We start from the raw sequence: 16,050 nt of genomic DNA on the forward strand, positions 1-16,050 counted from the left end.
CAGATATTAGGAGAAAACGAAAGCTACCATTACTTTATTTCATTTCTCAAAAAAATTATATTAATGTAAACTAATATTCTCCCTCTTCATGTATTGTAAGGGATACAGACTTATTTTCCTATACTATAATATACTATTTTTTTCACATCTTTTCTTATAGGATGTCATATGAATTCTATCTATATATCCCAGTTACTTTTCCGACATATAAGTCATGGCTATGAAAACAAAAGAAGACTTGCACTCATGTTCTCTTTTTGTTTTCACATGGCATGGGGCTAAAAAAGGCACTGACCGCTTCTATGCATGGCCAGATGCTCTCTTCCATCCAAAAAAGAAAGGTTTTATGTCGTTTTTTATTTTGTATCTATATAATCTCCCTATAAAAAGAGAAATGGGACATAATGTCCCATTTTCACCCTTTCGTACCTCCAGCTGTTAAACCAGAAATAAAGTATTTTTGCAATGATAAGAATAAAATAGAAATCGGTATTGCAATTAATACGGATCCAGCTGCAAATGTTGTAAATTCATTACCAAATTTCTTCGCTACCATTTCATATAATCCAACCGCTAAAGTATAGTTCTCTGGCGTACGTAAAATGATGCTAGCTAAAATAAAATCTGTAAACGGACCGATAAATGTAAATAAAGCTACAACTGCTACAATTGGTTTTGCAAGCGGCATAATAATTTGCCAGAAAATACGGAAGTGACCCGCTCCGTCCATACGAGCTGACTCATCTAATTCTTTTGGAATTGTATCAAAATATCCTTTCATAAGCCATGTGTTCATTGGAATTGCTCCGCCAACATAAATTAATATTAACGCTAGATGTGTATCGAGTAATCCTGTTAGCTGCGCTAATATATAAAGTGCGATTAACGCTGAAAAGTTCGGTATCATTTGTAGAATGAGAAACGTTAATAATCCATTTTTTCTTCCTACAAAACGATATCTTGAAAATGCATAAGCAGTGAAGCTAATTGATAGTACTGAGAAAATCATCGTTAACACACTAACTTTTAGCGTATTTTTGTACCAGAGTAAATAATTACTTTTATCAAGATCGAGTAACTCACGATAATGATCTAACGTTGCATTTTTCGGAATAATACTTGATCCTGATAAACTATCTCCTGGGTTAAACGATGAGCCAACAATCCATAATAATGGATAGAAAATAATGACGCACATTATAAAAATAACGAAATAACTTAATGAAAGACGTAACATCTTCTGTCGTTTTATATTCATTTACATCATATCCTCTTCTTGGAATGATTTTGTTCTTTTAAATTGCCATAACGCCACTGAAATAACAATTAACGATAAAATCATCGTAAGTGCGGCTGCTTTTCCGTATTGTGCTGATGTCATCGTTAATTTATAAATCCAGGAAATTAAAATATCCGTTCCACCTGCATTTTGTCCTGACACTGCAGGCCCCCCGCCATTAAACAGATAAATAATACTGAAGTTATTAAAGTTAAACGTATATTGTGTAATTAAGATTGGTGCTGTTGCATACAAAACAAGTGGCAATGTGATTTTCCGAAATTGTTGCCAAGCGGTTGCCCCATCTACTGTAGCAGCTTCATACAATTCCCCTGGAATCGATTGTAATATTCCTGTGGTCATTGCAAAGATAAACGGGAAACCAAGCCATGTTTGAATAAATATTAAAGCGATTTTTGCCCAAAACGGATTTGTCATCCACGCAATTTTTTCAATTCCAAATAAAGCTAACACTTGATTGTTAATCGCTCCAAATGATTCATTGAACATACCAGCAAAGACAAGAATAGATACGAATGCTGGAACTGCCCACGGTAAAATAAAGATTGTACGAATCACTGCTTTCCCTTTAATACCAGGTTGATTCACTAATATCGCTAAGAAAATACCAAGAGCTACTTGGAGTGTCGTTGCAACAAATGTCCAAATAACCGTCCAAGAAAATACGCTTAAAAATGTATCTCTCCACATTGGTAAAGTGAAAATATCAATAAAGTTTTTGAAACTAACCCACTCTACTAATTTCGCTGGTGGAGAATGATATAAATCATAGTTTGTAAATCCAATTAAGAAGACGAAAATAATCGGAAACACAACTACAAAAATCAATAACAGAAATCCTGGAGAAACCATCAAATATGGAAAACCTTGATCTAATAAATTACGGTATTGTTCTTTCACAGAATTTAACGGTATTCCTACATCTCGCTTTTTCCCATTTTGATAGGCATCATATAAATTAAAAGCATATATTCCTAATCCAAATGCAATAACAATTAGCGCTAAAATTCCTTCTACTAATAGAAAGATAGAGTGATCCCGAGGAACTTCTGTACCGAGCGTGACAATTCCCCACAATCCCATATTTAACAAATCAGCAAATGCTACAACAAATGAACCTGTTAATACAAGAAAGATAAGAGCTTTTACATATTGTTTATTATAGATTTGACCTATACCCGGAATGATTGACAACATCGCAGCTGTTTTGCGGTGTTTTGAACCGTTTACTTCTTGCGTGGGTTCAATGGATGTTTGCATATTTCTTCCCCCTTTTTTCTTCCCCTTGGAAGGAAGAGAATTCGTACCTCTCCTTTACAAGAGATACGAATTCCGTATTATTTTTGTTTACTATGGTTTGCTTCAATGTTGCCTTTAATTTGTTTCACAGCTTCATCAAGTGCTGGTTTTGGTTCTTGTTTTCCAGCCGCAAGTAACTCTAATGCAAACCTTGCTGGCTCCCATACTTCTTGCATTTCTGGAATATTCGGCATCGGAATACCTGTCTCAGCCTGTGTAGTTATCGCTTTTGCAGCTTCACTATCCTTAATGATTGGATCTTCCATTACTGATTTTACAGGAGGAATCTCTTTTGATTTTTCATAGCGAATTTTTGCATTTTCTTCATTCGTTACCCAATCAACAAATTTCGTTGCTAAATCTTTATTTTTTGAGAAACTTGTTATATGCCATCCTTTTACCCCAACAAATGTTTTCATCGATTGTCCATTTGGTAATTTCGGCATCGGTGCTACACCATAATCGATCCCATTTTTTTCCATAGCTTGAAATGCCCAAGGACCGTTCATAATGGATGCAGCTTTTCCTTCATTAAACAATCCATCAGCAGCAGCCCCGCCAGACTCACCAATAATACCTTTTGGGAATAAATTCTCCTTATACCATTTTTGAATATATTCCATACCTTGTACGGCTCCATCATTATTTAACCCGATATCCGCTGTATTTGGTTTACCATCTTTCTCACCAAATACATATCCTCCCATACCAGCCATAAATGCATTCGCAAAATACAAATTATCTCCTAATGCTAAAAAGCCATACTTCCCATCTTTCGTGAAATCTTTCGAGAAATTATATAATTCATCCATTGTTTCTGGTGCCTTTGGCATAAGCTTTTTATTATAAATAAATACAGGTGTTTCAATCGCCTTTGGCAAACCATATAATTTTCCTTTATATGTTTGAGCTTCTATAGATAAATCGGTAAATTTACTCTTTACAGCATCATCAACTTTTACTTCATCAATTAAACCTTCAGTAACCACATTTCCAATATGATCATGCGGTAATGTTACAACGTCAGGACCTGTACCTGCTGGACCATCGAGACGTAGTTTTTTTGTTTGATCCGTCATTTGAATTTCAGCCACTTTTACTTTCACGTTATATTTCTTTTCAAAGCTCTTTACCGCTGGTTCTAATGCAGGACCTTTTTTAAGATCTTCCCAAACAAGAAGATCATAATCTCTCTTTTCTTTACTTGCTTCCTTTTTCCCTGAATCTTTCGGACCACACGCCGATAACATACCAATTGCCAAAGCTGAAACTGTTAATAATGATAATGCTTTTTTCACCCTCAAAACCTCCCTAAGTTATATATGTAATAATTGACTTGAAATGAAAACGTTTGCACTTACTAGTTTAATAGAAGCGCAAACATTCTTCCAATCTATGAAAACGTTTGCGCTATTTGTCTATCATTATACATTCTTTTATCTATTTTGCAAATATTTTCTTTCTGTATTTTTCAAAAAATAATGATATTATTCTTTATTCATTGACTTTATATGAAATGAATACTACTCTTATAAGCAACATTAAAGTTAAATCAAAAGCAATCGTTTGCAATATACTATTATTTATAGAGATATCAAAGGGGGATTTTCTATATGTTTAAAGAAGCAATATACCATAGGCCTAAAGATAATTACGCATACGCTTACGACGAAAAAACACTTCATATTCGCTTGCGTACAAAAAAAAATGACGCAGATAGCATCTCACTCATTCATGGCGATCCTTATGAATGGCAAGATGGAAAGTGGGTTACAGCAAATATACCGATGAAAAAAAGCGGCTCCACAGATGTATTTGATTATTGGTTCGTTTCAATTGATCCAAAATTCAAGCGCTTACGATATGGGTTTGAACTAAAGGATCATACAGAAACGATCATTTATACAGAACGTGGCTTTTTCCATGAAACACCTAATGATGATGTTGGCAACTTTTTTTGCTTTCCATTTATTCATAAGCAGGATGTTTTTAAAGCGCCTTCATGGATAAAAGATACAGTCTGGTATCAAATTTTCCCAGAACGATTTGCTAATGGAGATTCCGCATGCAATCCAGTAAATACACTTCCATGGGGAAGTACTGATCCTACAGCTACTAATTTTTTCGGCGGAGATTTTGCAGGTATTATCGAGCACCTTGATTATCTTGTAGAACTCGGGATTACCGGCATTTACTTTACACCTATCTTTAAGGCACACTCTAATCATAAATATGACACGATTGACTATATGGAAATTGATCCGCAATTTGGCACGAAAGAAACGTTCAAAAAGCTCGTTGACGCCTGCCACGAGCGTGGTATAAAGGTCATGCTAGATGCAGTTTTTAACCATAGTGGCTACTTCTTTGATAAGTTTCAAGATGTTCTCAAAAAAGGCGATCACTCTCGCTATATCGACTGGTTTCATATTCATGAATTTCCAATCGTAACAGAGCCACTTCCGAATTATGATACTTTTGCCTTTACACCATATATGCCAAAATTAAATACGGCTCATCCAGATGTAAAAGAATACTTACTCGAAGTGGGGCGTTATTGGGTACGAGAGTTTCACATTGATGGTTGGCGGCTTGATGTAGCCAATGAGGTCGATCATCGCTTTTGGAGAGAGTTCCGTAGTGAAATAAAAGCCATTAACTCTGAAGTCTATATTCTAGGAGAGATTTGGCATGACGCTCTGCCATGGTTACAAGGGGATCAATTTGATGCCGTCATGAGTTACCCTGTAACAAATGCACTCCTTTCTTATTTCGCAAATGAGACGATTCAAGCAAGTGAATTTATGGAGCAAATCACAGCATCTCTTCACTCCTATTCTATGAACGTAAACGAAGCTGCTTTTCACCTATTAGACAGTCATGATACACCGAGAATTTTAACGACCTGTAATGGTAATAAAGATAAAGTGAAATTACTATATATATTCCACCTTTCTTTCATCGGCTCACCATGCATTTATTATGGTGATGAAATTGGGATGGATGGCGGAATGGATCCTGGGTGCCGAAAATGTATGGTTTGGGATGAAGATAAGCAGGATAAAATATTATTTAAGCATCTCCAAACATTACTTTCATTGCGGAAACAATACAAAGCATTTGGTGGCTATGGAACATTTCAATGTATTGAAGCAAATGATGAACAGGGTTATATTTCTTATACGAAAACACATGAAGAAGAAACCATTTTCATTGTTTTAAATCCAACAAACAATGAAATATCAGCTCCTATACCTTTCGATATCGCAGGTGAAAAAATTGTAAATTTATATACAAACGAAGAGTTTTCAGCAGAAGCAGACTCTGTACAGGTTGCACTTCCACCGTATGGGTTTTCCATTTTGAAATGGTAAAATATAAAAGCCTTGTGTCAAAGATTACACAAGGCTTTTCATTATTTTAATTTGTATGCTCTCGCTTCATATGGCTGTAAATCGATACTCTCAATTGCTTCATCTTGTACATCATAATTGTGTATCAATAATTCCGAACTATTATAAGTTATCTCTTTCGGTATTTCAAATACACACTCCTTCTCAGTAAAGTTCGCAATGACAAGCAATTTTTCATCTTCCCACGTTCTTACATAAGCAAAAATAGAAGGATGTTCTTCTAAAATTAAATCATATGTTCCATACACAATGATTTCATGCTTTTTACGAAGTTCAATTAATTTTTTATAGTGATAAAAAATAGAGTTCCCATCTTGTAATGCTTGTTCTACATTGATTTTTTTATAATTAGGATTTAATCCAATCCACGGTTCTCCCGCTGTAAAACCAGCATGCTCTCCAGCATCCCATTGCATTGGTGTTCTAGCATTATCTCGCCCTTTTATATAAATCGATTGCATTACTTTTTCTTCATCTTCACCAAGTTCTATCACTTTTTCACGGTACATATTCAATGTTTCAATATCTCGGTACTCATCGATTGAATCAAAGTGAACGTTGGTCATTCCAATTTCTTCCCCTTGGTAAATATAAGGAGTTCCTTTCATCATATGAAGTACCGTGGCCAACATTTTCGCTGATTCTATGCGATATGTTTTATCATTGCCAAAACGAGAGACAACACGAGGCTGGTCATGATTATTCCAATATAAACTATTCCACCCTGTCTGTTCTAAAGCTTTCTGCCATTTTGTTAAGTTCTGCTTTAATGTAAAGAGCGAACATGGCTTTACGTCCCACTTTCCTCCCTCTCCAGAATCTAAATCCATATGTTCAAACTGAAATACCATTTGTAATTCTTGACGTTCTTCTGCTGTATAAAGTTTAGCTTCCTCTGTTGTTACACCCGGCATTTCACCAACTGTCATGATATCGTATTTTGACAATACCTTCTGATTCATTTCATGTAAGTACGTGTGAATATTCGGTCCGTTCATAAAGTATTGGTGGCCTGATACATAACCTTCTCTCTCCGTTTTCACAGCTGGCAATCCCTCTGTTTTAGAAATAAAATTAATTACATCCATACGAAAACCATCGATTCCTTTTTCAAGCCAAAACTCCATCATCTCATAAACATCTTTTCGTACTACTTCATTATCCCAATTTAAATCAGGTTGCTTTTTAGAGAATAAATGTAAATAATATTCATCTGTCGTTTCATCATACTGCCAAGCGGAGCCACTAAAAGCTGCCCCCCAATTATTTGGCTCTTTTCCATCTTTTCCAGGACGCCAAATATAGTAATCTCGATATGGATTGTCTTTTGACTTACGAGATTCAACAAACCAATTATGTTCATCTGAAGTATGGTTCACAACTAAATCCATCATTAATTTCATATTACGCTTATGCATTTCACTTAATAGTTCGTCCCAATCTTCCATTGTTCCAAACTCATCCATAATCTTGCGATAGTTGCTAATATCATAGCCATTATCATCATTTGGAGATTCATAGACTGGTGATAGCCAAATAATATCTATACCTAGTTCCTGTAAATAATCAAGCTTTGAAATAATTCCGCGAAGGTCACCAATCCCATCACCATTACTATCCATAAAACTACGTGGATAAATTTGATATACAACACTTTCTTTCCACCATTGCTTTTCCATCATGCTACCTCATTTCATTTTTTTAATAAAAAATTCCAGGCGCAAACGTTTTCACTAATGAATGATAACAGATTTTAAAAGAAATGAAAATAGCGCTTACATTCTTCAAACTTAATTTATTCGATTTTCAAAGAAAGGGGCTTTATTTATTAAATATTTTACCCAATCTATGAAAACGTTTTATTTTTTTATTTATTTTTTAAATACATTCGTTTATAATGAATTCAAAGAAAACGTTTGCATAATTTTTCTAGGAGGAAAAGTCATGGCAGAACTAAAGTTAGAAAATATTTATAAAATTTATGATAATAATGTAACAGCAGTAACAGACTTCAATTTACACATTCAAGATAAAGAATTTATTGTTTTCGTTGGTCCATCTGGATGTGGAAAATCAACAACATTACGAATGGTAGCTGGACTCGAAGATATTTCAAAAGGGGAATTTTCAATTGACGGTAAGGTAATGAATGATGTTCCTCCAAAAGATCGAGATATCGCGATGGTCTTCCAAAACTACGCGCTCTATCCACATATGAGTGTTTATGATAATATGGCATTCGGCTTAAAACTTCGTAAAATACCAAAAGACGAAATCGATCGTCGTGTGACGGATGCTGCTCGAATTTTAGGACTTTCGGAATATTTAAATCGAAAACCAAAAGCATTATCCGGTGGACAACGACAACGTGTTGCCTTAGGTCGCGCGATTGTCCGTGACGCAAAAGTTTTCTTAATGGACGAGCCTCTATCAAATCTAGATGCAAAATTACGTGTAGCGATGCGCTCAGAAATTTCTAAACTACATCAAAGACTTGGGACAACAACAATTTATGTAACACATGATCAAACAGAAGCAATGACAATGGCATCACGTCTTGTCGTTATGAAAGACGGAAAAATACAACAAATCGGCTCACCAAAAGAAGTATATGAAACACCAGAAAATATTTTCGTTGGTGGATTTATTGGCTCACCTGCGATGAATTTCTTCCGTGGTAAATTAACAGAACAGGACTTTGTCATAGATGGTAAAGTAAAGATTAAAGTATCTGAAGGCAAAATGAAATTATTACGTGAACAAGGTTATGTGAATCAAGAAGTTGTACTAGGGATTCGTCCAGAAGATATTCACGATGAACTTTTATTTTTAGAGGCTTCACAAGGAACAACATTTACAACTCAAATTGAAGTTGCAGAACTATTAGGCGCAGAATCTATTTTATATATGAAACTTGGAAATCAAGATTTTGCGGCACGCGTTGATGCAAGACATACTTTTGCACATGGTGACCAAATTAACCTTGCATTTGATATGAATAAAGCACATTTCTTTGATAGTAAAACAGAGAAACGTATTCGCTAACATATTGCTTTTCGTCATACAAATACAAAAAAAACCGTCCACATATATATTTTGGGCGGTTTTCTACTATTATACTAGGGTTCCTACTGTATGAAATGACTGTTCTTTTGTACTGATAATACCGAAAATAGGTAAATCAGTGAGCGTTACTTCTTCTTGGTGCTTCATAAAAGATGATGTCAATTGTTTTATTTCAATCCAAACGTCATTAATACAAAGCGCATTGGAATCGTTCTCTTGTTGACGTGAGAAAATAGAATCTATTTTATATAAGCCAGCATTATTAAAGAGTACATCAATACGATTATAAGCGTCCATCGCTACTTCAATGACACGTTGCCAATCTCCTTGTTTCGCCATATCATGGGTAACAAAAAGTGCCTCTCCACCTAAATCTACAATTTCCTCCGCTGTTGCTTGTCCATTTTCCTGATCAATATCCGTCACAATTACTTTTGCACCTTGCTCTGCCAACAAAAGAGCTGTACTACGCCCAATACCGATGCCACCGCCAGTTACAACGGCAACTTTCCCTGCAAGCTTCATCATCATTACCCCTTCTGTAAGTCTTACCGTCATTCAGTATACTCCTTTCGCCCATAGCTCTGCAAGCAGGAAAAGTCCATATCCCGTCTTGTAAACGTTTACTTATTTGTTCTCTCTTTTTTCTTACTATTATATTGATCAAAAGCTAGGCCGATAAAAATAAGGATTCCCCAAAAAATCAAACTACCTCCTGTCATTTCAATCTCCCCTTTGTTATATAAAGTGAAATTTTTCTTTATCCTCTACTAATTATTATCCTCATCTATCTTCTTTGCTTTCGCTAAAGTTTGAGATGGGGATTACTATCCATGCATAGTGGGATAACACATTTGTTTTATTCATCATAACATTTTCTTAATTTTCAATCTACTTAAAAAGGAATAGGCTATGTTAAAAAATCCACTTTCTAACACAACCTACAGAAATATAGAGGGTGCTCTATAGAAGATGTCTGTTCTCTATAACTTTCATTTATAAATCTATTTTTTTTCCGACATATAAGTCGCTACTAGGAAGAAAAAAGGGACCGTTATTTGTTTCCTCTCTGTTTTTACTGGACATAGGGCAGAAAAAGGATCTGACCACTTCTATGCATGGCCAGATCCTCTCTCCCAACTAAAAAGAAGGGATTATATCATTTTTTATTTGTATTTATATAGAACTTCTTTATCATTCTATCCTATTATTCTTTAAACGAAACTCATCACTTTCGTTTTCATAATTAGATCATGGAAGGCACAATTATCTTTACGGAACAACATCATATATACATTACAAATAGATGGAATTCCTAATAGCAATATGTTTGGTATTAACAATACAAAGAACCTTACTGTTAGCGTTTGAATTGTTAACTTTTCACTTGTTAATGATATAAGTCTTGTTCGTGTGATTTTTTTACCAATTGTACAACCTCTCCATATAAATGGAACAAAAATAAAATATATAGCCATTAATATAAAAACAAGCGTAAGATCATATCGGTAATCACCTAAGCTTATATTAAAACGATTGAAAATGGCTCCATAATTTCCCGTTACAATTGCTACAACCGCACCATACATAACCGAGATAAAAAACATATCAATAATGGAGGCACCTATGCGATTCATTACCACCGCTGGACGATGCATCTTTAACTTCATTTTATGTCGACTCCTTCGTATCCTTCTTTACCTGCTTCATCGTACCATTTCTAAAAACCATTGTAAATAACTCATATATTGGCGTTTCTTTTCCTTTTCTTGTACAATGTGTTTACAATAAGCATTTTATAAGGAGGCCTCATATTGAAGCGATTGATGACCGTAATTACCATTATACTGCTGACTGGTTGCGCAGCAAGTTCTAGCCATTCAGCTTACACCATCAATGATGAATATGAACTAATAAATACTTCCGGAAATGCATTTGAACTTTTTCCAAAACAAGACGCTGTATACGCTACACAATATGTCCCAGCTAAAATTGTAGAAATTGCATGGGACGATATATATATTATTGCAAAACAAATTGAAGAAAAATCCGATCCCAATAACCCCGAATCTAGTATTACAAATAAACAAATCGAACATTATTGGATTATTGATATGAACAACAATCGCCGTTTTGGTCCTTATAACGAAAAACAATTTCAGGAACAAAAGAAAGCATTTCGAATTTCTCAGCAATTACAAACCGTAGAAATTTATTTAGATGAGCAAAACAAACAGTCTGCAAATACCTAAAAATGGCTGTTTGTTTCAAAATCAAAACTTTTTCAATCCATCTGGTGATTTTGATAACTTGGATGCTCCCCTTTTATCATGATAACAGTACCGCATTTTTTACAAATTTCTACCTCTGCAACTGTTTGTGCAAATAAAGTAAGATTATTTTTTTGGTTTGGTGCTATCGTCGTTTTTTCTGTCTCTTTACTACCGCATTCGTAACATCTTTTTTCCATTTTTCTTCCCCCTTTGCACTTTATAATACATTCGCTTTGATTTGACAAATTTCCTGTTCATTTTCTATGTAAATCCATTTTAACCTTTCAACATATGAGTAGCTCACGCGAAGAAGAAAAAGTGACTTGCTACTTGTTTTCTCTTTCTGCTTTTACTTGGCATGGGACAGGAGAAGGATTTACCGCTTCTATGCATGGCTGGATCCTCTCCCCCAACTAAAAAGAAGGGGTTTATGGCGTTTTTTAACTTGAATTTATATATACAAAAAACACCTCACTTAGACAGTGAGATGTTAAATGTTTGTGGTTCTATAACTGTTTCATATGCATCACCCGTTGCAAGAACATCTGTTGTAAATGCGATTTGAGTAACCTCTTTTTTCTCATCCTCAAGTATTAATCCAACTATTCCTTCCCTTATCTCGCCTGGTTTATACTCTTCCCTTGTAACACTTTTTGTACCTACAAGCGTATCCTCTTCATATAAGAAGTTTTGTTTTGGAACATTAAATTGCTGTGTTTCATTAATCGTAACATCATTCATAGAGAAAAACTGTATGTCTTTATCTCCACTATTTTCTACCTTATATGTAATTTCGACATAACGGATTTTGTCTTTAATGTCTTTTCCACTTAACGAAGCGTACAACTCAGCATCTTCTCGATTGACTTTATCTCCAAGTCTGCGCTGCACTTCTTCTGGACTTAATGCTGTATATACTTTCAATGTATCTTTTGCATCTTGACTCATTTGTGATAATGCGATAATCTTTACATCTTGCACATGGATTTTCATTGGAGCTACTTCAAACGTTTGATTCACATGTTTTAGTTGCTCTAATTTAAATGTTCCCCATCCTTTTTCTTTTACAGCCTGTCCAACTTTCTGTAATTCCTTACCGCCATATTCAGTCGTCTCTGGAATTGATTCTTTTTTCTTAACTTCTTTTTTTCCTTCCTTATGGAAGCAACCACTTAGTATAATGAGAAAACTACATAAAATACAAATACTTTTCCATATTTTCATCTTCTTATTACTCCTAACACTCTCATTCATAATTCACTAGATTATTCCCTTATTTTGTATACTGCTGAAACAATAAATATACCACAAAAAACACTTGTAAGTCCGGATACTATTATACTCCCTATTTGTAAAATTTGAAAATACGGGTCTAACAATGCATGAGCAATAAACGCGCCAAGCGCTGTGATCATTGACCATCCCCAGTATTTCCTTTTCTCTCTTACTGAAATCCTATCTACTTTTGATTGAGAATCCCTATATTTCAAAAGAACAAATGTAATGAGTACAAAACCAAGACATGTACTCCCATGTTGCATAAATTTATATATTGGTATCGAATAAATAGATTGTTGGAGAAAGGGTAGATTCATAACAAAATAACCCGTCTTATGGGTAAAAGCATCCCAAACAACATGTGTAAGCATACCAAATAATGCAGAATAGAGAAACACAAAAATTTCTTTCCATGAAGTAAGCTTCCAGGGGATTGATGCTACATTACAATAGTAAATTGAAAACGGCCAAGGCAGATGCTCTATAAATGGTCGTTTTACAATATAGTGATATATGTACGCCAAGATAAAAACAAGTGGCAAGTTTAAATAAAAGAACCCTAACCATGTATGTCCAATGACGCCATATGGCCGAAAATGCAAAAAATATTCAAAATCGGGCGCCATACTTCCTAATACTAGTGCTGTTATTGAAACATATCGTTGTTTCTTGCAAAAAGGAATAACAACAGCTGGATGTGCAAATGTAAACGGCATGAGTTACTCCCTTCTAAATATTAAAACTGCAGCTCTATATATAAATCCAAATTAAACACTAACATCAAACCATTCTTTTTAGATGCGCGAGATCATCCAGCCATGCATAGAAGCGGTCAGTACCTTTTTTCGCCCCATGCCGTGTGAAAACAAAAAGAGGAAATAAGTGGAGAACTATTCTTGTTTTCATAACCACAGCTAATATGTCAAAAAATCAAAATGGATTTATATAGAATATAATCTATCATAACGATATCGATTCTTTATATGCAATACTTATTTTGACATTGGAATATCTATACCTTAAATGCTATAATCAAAATGTAATTTTCAGGAAATAAATACAGTGTAATTTTGCCGCTAATACTTGTATTTTCCCTTATTCTATTCGTTTTTTTCTATAGAAGCACTTAAACATAGTTACATATACCCCAAGTATGATAGGCTTTATTACCGCAGTATTAATTTTTACTCTCAAAAAAATAAATACGGATGGGAAGGATTAGATTATGGAATTCTACAATTTATTATCCTCCTCGCAAGTTGCCTCCCCCTTGTATTTGCTGCTATATTAGAAACAAAATCTTCAACGAATTGAGGTTTATATATTGAATGAACATACGACCTTTCTAAAGAGTGTCTCCTTACAAAAAGAACATATCCCTAGTTTTTCTGTGTATCCATATTGCTTACCTGCGATCCGAACATTGCAATCGCTCCATTTTCATCCCAATGTAACATTTATTGTTGGAGAAAACGGAACTGGTAAATCCACATTATTAGAAGCAATTGCTGTCGCTTTAGGTTTTAATGCAGAAGGTGGTACAAAAAATTTCCGTTTCACTACTTACGATTCTCACTCTTCCTTACACAAATATATTCGCGTTACTAAAAGCTTTGCTACACCCAAAGATGGCTTCTTTCTGCGGGCAGAGTCATTTTATAACGTTGCTTCCTATATTGATGAGGTGGATGCAAATGAGGATGCCATATTAGGCAATAAAGTAATTGATTCATACGGTGGTATATCCTTACATGATCAATCTCATGGGGAATCATTCTTTTCTCTATTTATGAACCGCTTTTCAGGACAAGGTTTATATGTTTTAGACGAGCCCGAGGCTGCTTTGTCCCCAATGAGGCAACTTTCTATGCTTATTCGGATGCATGAATTAGCTAAACAAGGATCACAATTCATCATCGCAACACATTCTCCTATTTTAATGGCTTATCCAGAGTCCACTATATATTCTTTAACACAAGAAGGAATCCATGAATCGACTTTAGAAGAAACTGAACACTATCAAACAACAAAACTCTTTTTTGAAAATCGTGATCGGTTATTCCATCATTTGTTTCAATCATGAATTTGAACTCTCATCAATAAAAAAGAAGCAGCAAATTGCTGCTTCTTTTTACAACGCTTCTATAAATAGTGCTACTCCAATGCCACCGCCGACACAAAGAGAGGCAATTCCTTTTTCTAAACCTCGTCTTTTTAATTCGTGAATTAAACTTACTGTAATGCGTGCTCCTGTGCAACCAATTGGATGCCCAAGACCAACACCACTTCCGTTAACATTCACTTTCTCACGGTTTAATCCAAGTTCCTTCTCAACCGCTAAATATTGTGCTGCAAAAGCTTCATTAATCTCTAATAAATCAGCATCTTCTAATGACCAATTTACTTTCTCTAACCCCTTACGAATTGCTGGCGCTGGACCGATTCCCATAACCTTCGGATCTACTCCAGCTACAGAATAGCCAACAATTCTAGCTAACGGTTGTAAACCTTTTTCCTTAGCCTTTTCTTCACTCATCAATACTAAAACCGCACTTCCATCATTAATACCGGACGCATTCCCTGCAGTTACGGACCCACCTTTACGGAATGCCGGCTTAAGTCCAGCCAATTTTTCAGCTGTAATATCCGCGCGCGGATGTTCATCCTTTGAAAATACTACTTCTTTTCTACGTTCTTTTATCGTAATAGGAACAATTTGTTCATCAAAATAACCTGATTCAATTGCTTGAAGCGCTAATTGATGGCTACGCAGCGCAACTTCATCTTGTTCCTCTCTTGTAATTTCATATTGTTCAACTAAATTTTCAGCTGTTTCCCCCATCATAATATGGTGAATCGGATCTTCTAAAACTTCCCACACCGTATCACGAATTTCTCCATGTTGAAGACGCTGTCCCCATCGGTGCTGTTTTAATGCATAAGGGCTTGAGCTCATCGCTTCTACTCCACCCGCAATAACAACATCACTTACACCTAGCTGAATTTGCATTGCTGCTGACATAATCGCTTGCATACCTGAAGAACATTGACGCTGAATTGTATAACCTGTAACTGTTTCTGGAAATCCTGCTGCTAATGCAGCTGTTCGCGCCGTATTTGCTTCGTCTGTTCTTTGAATACAGTGTCCTAAAATGACTTCATCCACTTCATGAGGATCTACTCCACCTCTTTTGACAGCTTCTTGAAGTACAGGAACAGCTAATTCTACTGGCGTTACATTTTTTAGCGCTCCTCCAAAAGTTCCAATTGGCGAACGAACTGCGGCTGTAATGACAACATTATGCATCTTGCACTTGCCCCTCTCTTATGTACCCTGGTAAGTTTTTGGATGGAATAGCAGAAGATGTATATCTGAACTTATCATACTACAAACATACTAAAAAATCAAAATATTTCATAT

Annotated in this window: 15 protein-coding genes; 4 read left to right on the plus strand and 11 right to left on the minus strand. The window is 35.2% G+C overall.

What is annotated here, in order from left to right:
• Positions 1–415: 415 nt before the first annotated feature.
• The 3 genes from malD to AAIE21_RS02735 all read right to left on the minus strand — a co-directional run bounded on the left by malD (position 416) and on the right by AAIE21_RS02735 (position 3,897).
• A complete protein-coding gene (gene malD, locus AAIE21_RS02725; RefSeq protein ID WP_343265349.1) occupies positions 416–1,258 on the minus strand; it encodes a maltosaccharide ABC transporter permease MalD in 843 nt (280 codons plus the stop codon).
• Entirely contained in the window at positions 1,259–2,560 is a 1,302-nt protein-coding gene (locus AAIE21_RS02730) for a carbohydrate ABC transporter permease (RefSeq protein WP_343265350.1), read from the minus strand.
• Between the two features lie 77 nt (positions 2,561–2,637).
• A complete protein-coding gene (locus AAIE21_RS02735; RefSeq protein ID WP_343265351.1) occupies positions 2,638–3,897 on the minus strand; it encodes a sugar ABC transporter substrate-binding protein in 1,260 nt (419 codons plus the stop codon).
• A 315-nt stretch (positions 3,898–4,212) separates the two neighbouring features.
• Here AAIE21_RS02735 and AAIE21_RS02740 point away from each other — a divergent pair, with 315 nt between their 5' ends.
• Positions 4,213–5,973, plus strand: coding sequence for an alpha-glycosidase (locus tag AAIE21_RS02740; protein WP_343265352.1), 1,761 nt, complete (start codon positions 4,213–4,215; stop codon positions 5,971–5,973).
• Between the two features lie 41 nt (positions 5,974–6,014).
• Here the strand turns inward: AAIE21_RS02740 and AAIE21_RS02745 are convergent, their stop codons facing one another.
• Entirely contained in the window at positions 6,015–7,691 is a 1,677-nt protein-coding gene (locus tag AAIE21_RS02745; protein ID WP_343265353.1) for a glycoside hydrolase family 13 protein, read from the minus strand.
• 265 nt (positions 7,692–7,956) lie between these two features.
• Here AAIE21_RS02745 and AAIE21_RS02750 point away from each other — a divergent pair, with 265 nt between their 5' ends.
• On the plus strand, positions 7,957–9,057 hold the full coding sequence (locus AAIE21_RS02750) for an ABC transporter ATP-binding protein (RefSeq protein ID WP_343265354.1): 1,101 nt from the start codon (positions 7,957–7,959) through the stop codon (positions 9,055–9,057).
• A 69-nt stretch (positions 9,058–9,126) separates the two neighbouring features.
• On the opposite strand, the gene AAIE21_RS02755 is transcribed toward AAIE21_RS02750, so the two are convergent.
• From AAIE21_RS02755 to AAIE21_RS02765, 3 genes are all read right to left on the minus strand, one after another.
• Positions 9,127–9,636 (minus strand): SDR family NAD(P)-dependent oxidoreductase, encoded by a 510-nt coding sequence (locus AAIE21_RS02755; RefSeq protein ID WP_343265355.1) that lies wholly within the window; start codon positions 9,634–9,636, stop codon positions 9,127–9,129.
• Positions 9,637–9,701: 65 nt separating this feature from the next.
• Positions 9,702–9,800 carry a flagellar motor protein gene (locus AAIE21_RS02760; RefSeq protein ID WP_343265356.1) on the minus strand — a complete coding sequence of 33 codons (99 nt, stop codon included), beginning with the start codon at positions 9,798–9,800 and terminating at the stop codon, positions 9,702–9,704.
• Positions 9,801–10,292: 492 nt separating this feature from the next.
• Positions 10,293–10,748, minus strand: coding sequence for an RDD family protein (locus AAIE21_RS02765; protein WP_343265357.1), 456 nt, complete (start codon positions 10,746–10,748; stop codon positions 10,293–10,295).
• Between the two features lie 144 nt (positions 10,749–10,892).
• Between AAIE21_RS02765 and AAIE21_RS02770 the strand changes: the two genes are divergently transcribed.
• A complete protein-coding gene (locus AAIE21_RS02770) occupies positions 10,893–11,330 on the plus strand; it encodes a DUF3997 domain-containing protein (protein WP_343265358.1) in 438 nt (145 codons plus the stop codon).
• A gap of 32 nt (positions 11,331–11,362) precedes the next feature.
• Here AAIE21_RS02770 and AAIE21_RS02775 read toward each other — a convergent pair whose 3' ends face one another.
• The 3 genes from AAIE21_RS02775 to AAIE21_RS02785 form a co-directional block, all read right to left on the minus strand.
• On the minus strand, positions 11,363–11,548 hold the full coding sequence (locus AAIE21_RS02775) for a hypothetical protein (RefSeq protein WP_343265359.1): 186 nt from the start codon (positions 11,546–11,548) through the stop codon (positions 11,363–11,365).
• A 274-nt stretch (positions 11,549–11,822) separates the two neighbouring features.
• A complete protein-coding gene (locus AAIE21_RS02780; protein WP_343265360.1) occupies positions 11,823–12,575 on the minus strand; it encodes a hypothetical protein in 753 nt (250 codons plus the stop codon).
• A 41-nt stretch (positions 12,576–12,616) separates the two neighbouring features.
• Positions 12,617–13,345 (minus strand): DUF4184 family protein, encoded by a 729-nt coding sequence (locus tag AAIE21_RS02785; protein ID WP_343265361.1) that lies wholly within the window; start codon positions 13,343–13,345, stop codon positions 12,617–12,619.
• A 608-nt stretch (positions 13,346–13,953) separates the two neighbouring features.
• Here AAIE21_RS02785 and AAIE21_RS02790 point away from each other — a divergent pair.
• A complete protein-coding gene (locus AAIE21_RS02790) occupies positions 13,954–14,712 on the plus strand; it encodes an AAA family ATPase (protein ID WP_343265362.1) in 759 nt (252 codons plus the stop codon).
• 48 nt (positions 14,713–14,760) lie between these two features.
• Here AAIE21_RS02790 and AAIE21_RS02795 read toward each other — a convergent pair whose 3' ends face one another.
• Positions 14,761–15,936: an acetyl-CoA C-acetyltransferase gene (locus AAIE21_RS02795; protein ID WP_343265363.1), complete on the minus strand. Its 1,176-nt coding sequence runs from the start codon at positions 15,934–15,936 to the stop codon at positions 14,761–14,763.
• Between the last annotated feature and the right edge of the window lie 114 nt (positions 15,937–16,050).

The organism is Paenibacillus sp. 102 (assembly GCF_039549175.1).
Classification (GTDB): Bacteria; Bacillota; Bacilli; order Bacillales; family Bacillaceae_G; genus Bacillus_A.

Bases quoted from the DNA above. Each gene is read 5' to 3' on its own strand.
- AAIE21_RS02780 (WP_343265360.1), bottom strand. From the start codon at position 12,575: ATGAAAATATGGAAAAGTATTTGTATTTTATGTAGTTTTCTCATTATA.
- AAIE21_RS02740 (WP_343265352.1), top strand. From the start codon at position 4,213: ATGTTTAAAGAAGCAATATACCATAGGCCTAAAGATAATTACGCATAC.
- AAIE21_RS02785 (WP_343265361.1), bottom strand. From the start codon at position 13,345: ATGCCGTTTACATTTGCACATCCAGCTGTTGTTATTCCTTTTTGCAAG.
- AAIE21_RS02730 (WP_343265350.1), bottom strand. From the start codon at position 2,560: ATGCAAACATCCATTGAACCCACGCAAGAAGTAAACGGTTCAAAACAC.
- AAIE21_RS02745 (WP_343265353.1), bottom strand. From the start codon at position 7,691: ATGGAAAAGCAATGGTGGAAAGAAAGTGTTGTATATCAAATTTATCCA.
- AAIE21_RS02775 (WP_343265359.1), bottom strand. From the start codon at position 11,548: ATGGAAAAAAGATGTTACGAATGCGGTAGTAAAGAGACAGAAAAAACG.
- AAIE21_RS02750 (WP_343265354.1), top strand. From the start codon at position 7,957: ATGGCAGAACTAAAGTTAGAAAATATTTATAAAATTTATGATAATAAT.
- AAIE21_RS02755 (WP_343265355.1), bottom strand. From the start codon at position 9,636: ATGACGGTAAGACTTACAGAAGGGGTAATGATGATGAAGCTTGCAGGG.
- AAIE21_RS02795 (WP_343265363.1), bottom strand. From the start codon at position 15,936: ATGCATAATGTTGTCATTACAGCCGCAGTTCGTTCGCCAATTGGAACT.
- AAIE21_RS02760 (WP_343265356.1), bottom strand. From the start codon at position 9,800: ATGACAGGAGGTAGTTTGATTTTTTGGGGAATCCTTATTTTTATCGGC.
- malD (WP_343265349.1), bottom strand. From the start codon at position 1,258: ATGAATATAAAACGACAGAAGATGTTACGTCTTTCATTAAGTTATTTC.
- AAIE21_RS02765 (WP_343265357.1), bottom strand. From the start codon at position 10,748: ATGAAGTTAAAGATGCATCGTCCAGCGGTGGTAATGAATCGCATAGGT.